The sequence below is a fragment of the Haladaptatus sp. genome (genome assembly GCF_049589095.1).
GTDB lineage: Archaea > Halobacteriota > Halobacteria > Halobacteriales > Haladaptataceae > Haladaptatus.
Window position 1 is genome coordinate 1 of sequence record NZ_JBAWAC010000636.1, and the last position, 4,714, is coordinate 4,714.

The 4,714-nt window shown below is 61.7% G+C and carries 5 protein-coding genes and 1 pseudogene; 2 read left to right on the forward strand and 4 right to left on the reverse strand.

Annotated elements, in window-relative coordinates; genetic code table 11:
* The 4 genes from WBV42_RS20160 to WBV42_RS20175 form a co-directional block, all read right to left on the reverse strand.
* The coding region (locus WBV42_RS20160) for a DnaJ domain-containing protein (RefSeq protein ID WP_423987619.1) at nucleotides 1–220 on the reverse strand (220 nt) is incomplete at its 3' end.
* Between the two features lie 184 nt (nucleotides 221–404).
* Nucleotides 405–2,306, reverse strand: coding sequence for a molecular chaperone DnaK (gene dnaK, locus WBV42_RS20165; RefSeq protein WP_423987620.1), 1,902 nt, complete (start codon nucleotides 2,304–2,306; stop codon nucleotides 405–407).
* A gap of 323 nt (nucleotides 2,307–2,629) precedes the next feature.
* Entirely contained in the window at nucleotides 2,630–3,277 is a 648-nt protein-coding gene (locus WBV42_RS20170; RefSeq protein ID WP_423987621.1) for a nucleotide exchange factor GrpE, read from the reverse strand.
* A gap of 26 nt (nucleotides 3,278–3,303) precedes the next feature.
* Nucleotides 3,304–3,660 (reverse strand): DUF7344 domain-containing protein, encoded by a 357-nt coding sequence (locus WBV42_RS20175; RefSeq protein ID WP_423987622.1) that lies wholly within the window; start codon nucleotides 3,658–3,660, stop codon nucleotides 3,304–3,306.
* 303 nt (nucleotides 3,661–3,963) lie between these two features.
* Here WBV42_RS20175 and WBV42_RS20180 point away from each other — a divergent pair, with 303 nt between their 5' ends.
* Both WBV42_RS20180 and WBV42_RS20185 read left to right on the forward strand, forming a co-directional pair.
* Nucleotides 3,964–4,320 carry a hypothetical protein gene (locus WBV42_RS20180; RefSeq protein WP_423987623.1) on the forward strand — a complete coding sequence of 119 codons (357 nt, stop codon included), beginning with the start codon at nucleotides 3,964–3,966 and terminating at the stop codon, nucleotides 4,318–4,320.
* Between the two features lie 78 nt (nucleotides 4,321–4,398).
* A pseudogene (locus WBV42_RS20185) lies at nucleotides 4,399–4,714 on the forward strand (MFS transporter); the annotation flags it as partial.

The window sequence follows — 4,714 nt, forward strand, 5'->3', positions numbered from 1 at the left end:
GTTCGAACCGGTCGTGACCCATCTGGTCGTAGGCTTGGCGCTTCTCGTCGTCCGAGAGCACCTCTTTCGCCTTTTTCACCTTCTTGAACTTCTCGTCGGCGTCCGGGTCGTCGCTCACGTCCGGGTGATACTCGGCGGCTTTCTTGCGATACACCTTCTTGATCTCGTCCTCGTCGGCGTCCCGACTTATACCGAGTACGTCGTAGAAGTCCTCGCTCATCAGTTATCGTTTTGTAATGTAGGATGGTATTTGAATCGTCCGTCTACCGTTCGTCACGCGTTCGCCGCGAGCGGCGAACGCGATGCCGACGAATTAGTTCCCGTCGGCATCGGATGACGAGTTGGTTCTCGTCTCCGTCGTCGTCCACGTCGCCGGATTACATCCGGCTGGCGAACGATTCTGACTATTCGTCTTCGTCAGAATCGTCAACGTCTTCGAAGTCGGCATCGACGTACTCGTCGTCCGCCTCGTCAGCACCGGCGTCGGCACCGGGGTTCGGGCCGCCGCCCATGCCACCCATTCCGCCGGGGCCTGCGGCACCGGCCTGCTGGGCTTGCTCCTGTTGCTGGTACATCTGCTTGCCGATCTCCTGCAGCGACTTGCTCAGGTTCTCGGTCGCGTCTTCGAGGTCGTCCTTCGTCGCGTCCTCGTCTTCGAGGACCTCCTGGACGTCCTCGATCTCGTCCCGGATCTCGGCTTCGAGGTCGTCGTCCACGTTCTCCTCGTTCTCTTCGAGGAGCGTCTCGGCGCGCTGAACGGCACCTTCGGCGGCGTTCCGCGCTTCGATGAGTTCGCGGCGTTCCTCGTCCTCCTCGGCGTGCTGTTCTGCTTCCTCCTGCATGCGCTCGACTTCCTCGTCGGAGAGGCCAGCGCCACCCTCGATGGTGATCTCCTCGCTGTTGCCCGAGCCGTGATCCTCCGCGGAGACGTTGACGATTCCGTTCTTGTCGATGTCGAACGTCACCTCGATCTGCGGCGTTCCGGCGGGTGCGGGCGGGATTCCCGCGAGGTGGAACTCGCCGAGTTGTTCGTTCTCGTTGGCGATTTCGCGCTCACCCTGGAAGACACGGACCTGCACCGAGGTCTGGTTGGCCGCCGCGGTGGTGAACACCTTCGACTCCTCGGTCGGAATGGTCGTGTTCTTGTCGATGAGGCGCTCGAACAGGCCACCCTTCACCTCGATACCGAGCGAGAGCGGCGTCACGTCGAGCAACACGATGTCGTCCACGTCGCCGGAGAGGACGCCGCCCTGAATCGCCGCGCCGAGCGCGACGGCTTCGTCGGGGTTGACGTTCTTCTTCGGTTCCTGGTCCGTGAGTTCCTCGACCTTCTCCGAAACCTGCGGCATGCGGGTCGAACCGCCGACGAGGATGACCTCGTCGATGTCGGATTTCGAGTAGCCCGCGTCCGACAGCGCCTGTTCGGTCGGTTCGACCGTGCGGTCGATGAGGTCCTTGGTCAGGGATTCGAACTTGGCCCGCGTCAGGCTGTTTTCGAGGTGGACCGGACCGTTGTCGGTCGCCGTGATGAACGGGAGGTTGATGTCCGTCTCCTTCCGCGAGGAGAGTTCGATCTTCGCTTCCTCGGCCGCGTCCTTCAGGCGCTGGAGCGCCTGTCGGTCGTCGCGGAGGTCGATGCCGTGCTCCGACTCGAAATCGTCGGCGAGGTAGTCGATGATGGCCTGGTCCCAGTCGTCACCACCGAGGTCGTTGTCCCCGTTCGTGGCGATGACTTCGTAGACGCCGCCGCCGAGGTCGAGGATGGAAACGTCGAACGTCCCGCCACCGAGGTCGTAGACGAGGACGGTCTGGTCGGATTCGTCGTCCAGTCCGTACGCCATCGACGCGGCCGTCGGTTCGTTGACGATGCGGTCAACGTCGAATCCGGCGATCTCGCCAGCGTTCTTCGTCGCCTGTCGCTGCTTGTCGTTGAAGTACGCGGGGACGGTGATGACCGCCTTCTCCACGTCGTCGCCGAGGTACTCCTCGGCGTCGCGTTTGATCTTCTGGAGGATCATCGCCGAGATTTGCTCCGGCGTGTACTCCTCTCCCTCGATCTCGACGGTGTAATCCTCGTCGCCCATGTGTCGCTTGATGGACTGAATCGTCTTTTCGGGGTTCTGAACAGCCTGATTTTTGGCTGGTTTCCCGACCAGACGCTCACTGTCGTCGGAGAACGCGACGATGGACGGCGTGGTCCGGTTACCTTCGCCGTTGACGATGATCTCCGGGTCGCCACCTTCCATGACCGCGAACGCGCTGTTCGTGGTACCGAGGTCGATGCCCAGTATCTTGTTGCTCGTCATTGTTGGGGCAACCTACCCGTTTGCGCCGGTTAAAGGTTACTAGATGTCACGAGGATACGCTGAATCCCACCCCTCCGCAGTCATGCGGTTTTTGTTTTCGCCGTCTTCGCGCTTCGGGAGCTTTTTATCGAACCGATATTCTATCCCCCGTTTCCGGACGACGCGACACTCGAACGGGTGCGATCGTCCACCAGAAGACGACTGAGGTGCAAGGTGGTAACCACGAGGAGGTGGAAAATCCGTACCGGGCAGACTGCTGCGAGGATCGGCCACGCGGCACCCGAGCGTGTCCCCTTCCGATGGCGATAGATGGAGAAAGAACGTTACGCTTCGTCGCCGTTTCCGTCGCTCACCGTCACTTGCGCGGCTTGCAGCACTTTGTCCCCCATCTCGTAGCCCGGTTGGTACACGTCGGCGATGGTGTCTTCGGGGTGGTCGCTCTCGACGCGGAGCATCACTTCGTGGCGCTGTGGGTCCACGTCGTCGCCCTCTTCGGGGTGAATCCGTGCGACGTTCTCGTCCTCGAACACGCGGTCGAGTTCGCGCAGGGTAAGTTCGACGCCTTCACGCAAGCTCTCGACATCGTCGTGCTCCGCTTCGACCGCGCGCTGGAGGTTATCGCGCACGTCGATGAGTCGGTCGACGAGGTCCTCGGTTGCACGCTTTTTGAGCTGTTTCTGCCGCTTTTTCGCGCGCTTCTTGTAGTTCTGGAAGTCGGCACGATTGCGCCGCAGTTTCGCTTCGAGGTCGTCCACTTCCTGCCGTTCCGACTCGATAGCCGCGAGTCGGTCCTCGACGTCAGCGGCGAGGCCTTCGTCTGCGATGGCAACCCGCGCGATAAGGCTCGTGTCCTCCGGGCCGAGAACGTCCTCGTCCGGCGTTTCTTCGTCCGTCTCGACGTTCCCTTCGGCCGGGGATTCCCTTTCGGCTGGCTCTTCGTCTACCGTTTGGGCGGCTTGCTCCTCGGTCATATACGTTCGTAAGTCCTTCCTCGCGTTTAAGGCTTCAGAAACGGTGCGCCCAACTCGGTACGGGCGAGACAATCGACGAGCGTGGTTGCGGACATCGAGTAGGTAGGACGTCCGACCAATCCACTCAGCGGGTCGAAATCGGCCAGTCCACGGGAGGAAAGCGTCGGTAGCCGGGTCTGTGTGAGGTCTTCGAGCACCGTTTCGAACGCCTCGTCGGAGATCGACTCGGTGGATTGGTTTCGTTCCCACGCCGCGACCTCCCGCACGAGGACTTCCAGTTCGACCGGGGCCGTCTCCGCGTGTCGGGAGAGGGCATAGAGAACGAGTCGGTTGCGACGCTCGGGCACGCTCGCGAGCACCGAAGCGACTGTTCCCCGTGGCATCGAACTCCCTTCCAGTATCGTCCCCGGTGAATCTCAACCCTGCCAACCGTTTCCATCGTTCACCCGCCGTAACGGGAGCGCAGTCCCGCGGTAGTGGTCGTCGTCCCCGACCGCTCCGGCGCGTCGTTCGAGATGTGAGCCTTTCGCACACGTCGTTCGTCGGTAACGACCGGTTCGGGGGGATAAGCAACCGTTCAACGGCGTCGTCAGTTTCGTGACGGTGTGAGGCGGACGAGACCCCGCGGACCGTCTCGTTTTCCACGGGTCACAACCCTTTTCGGTTGTGCGAAAGAACGGGTACGCATGGCAGACGAGAAATCCAACGAAAACGGCGACAACGGTGACGAACAAGAGAAGACGTTCCAGGAGCGCGTCGAGGAAATCCGAGAGAAACGCGCACAAGAGGGCGATGAAGACCGTGACGAACGATTGAAGGAGGCCATGGGCGGCGGTGGTCCCGGTGGAATGGGCGGTAATCCGTTCGCACAGATGATGGGCGGCATGATGGGCGGCGGACCCGGCGCCGGCGGCATGGGCGGCGGCCGCGGAAGCGAGCAGGGCGGCGACGAGGACCTCGTTCGCGAAGTGCGTCAACTTCGGGACGAAGTTCGGGACGCCACCCGACAACTCCAGCGCATCGCGGACGCGCTCGAGGAGTAATCGCCGTCTAATCTTTCGGCAATTCACCGAACGAAGGCAGAGATTCTTATACTTCCCTCACCATTTCGATTCGTAACCGTGTCGGGAGAGACGAGTAGCGGGTCGCGCCGCCTCTATCGGAACCGCGAGTTCATCGCCTTGGCGAGCACCGCGTTCGCCCGGAGTCAGGCGTATTCGACGATTCTCATCGCGCTGGCGATGTACGCCAACATGTTCCACACGACGAGCACCATGGAGGGCATGTTCGGGACCGCGTTCGCTGTCGTCCAACTCCTCATCGTCCTCCCGCTCGGCCGCTACATCGACACGCGAATCTCCAAGCGGTTCCTGCTGTTCGGTCTCTTCGTCAACGTCCTCGTGTTCATCGGATTCAGCTTCGTGGATTCGGTGACGG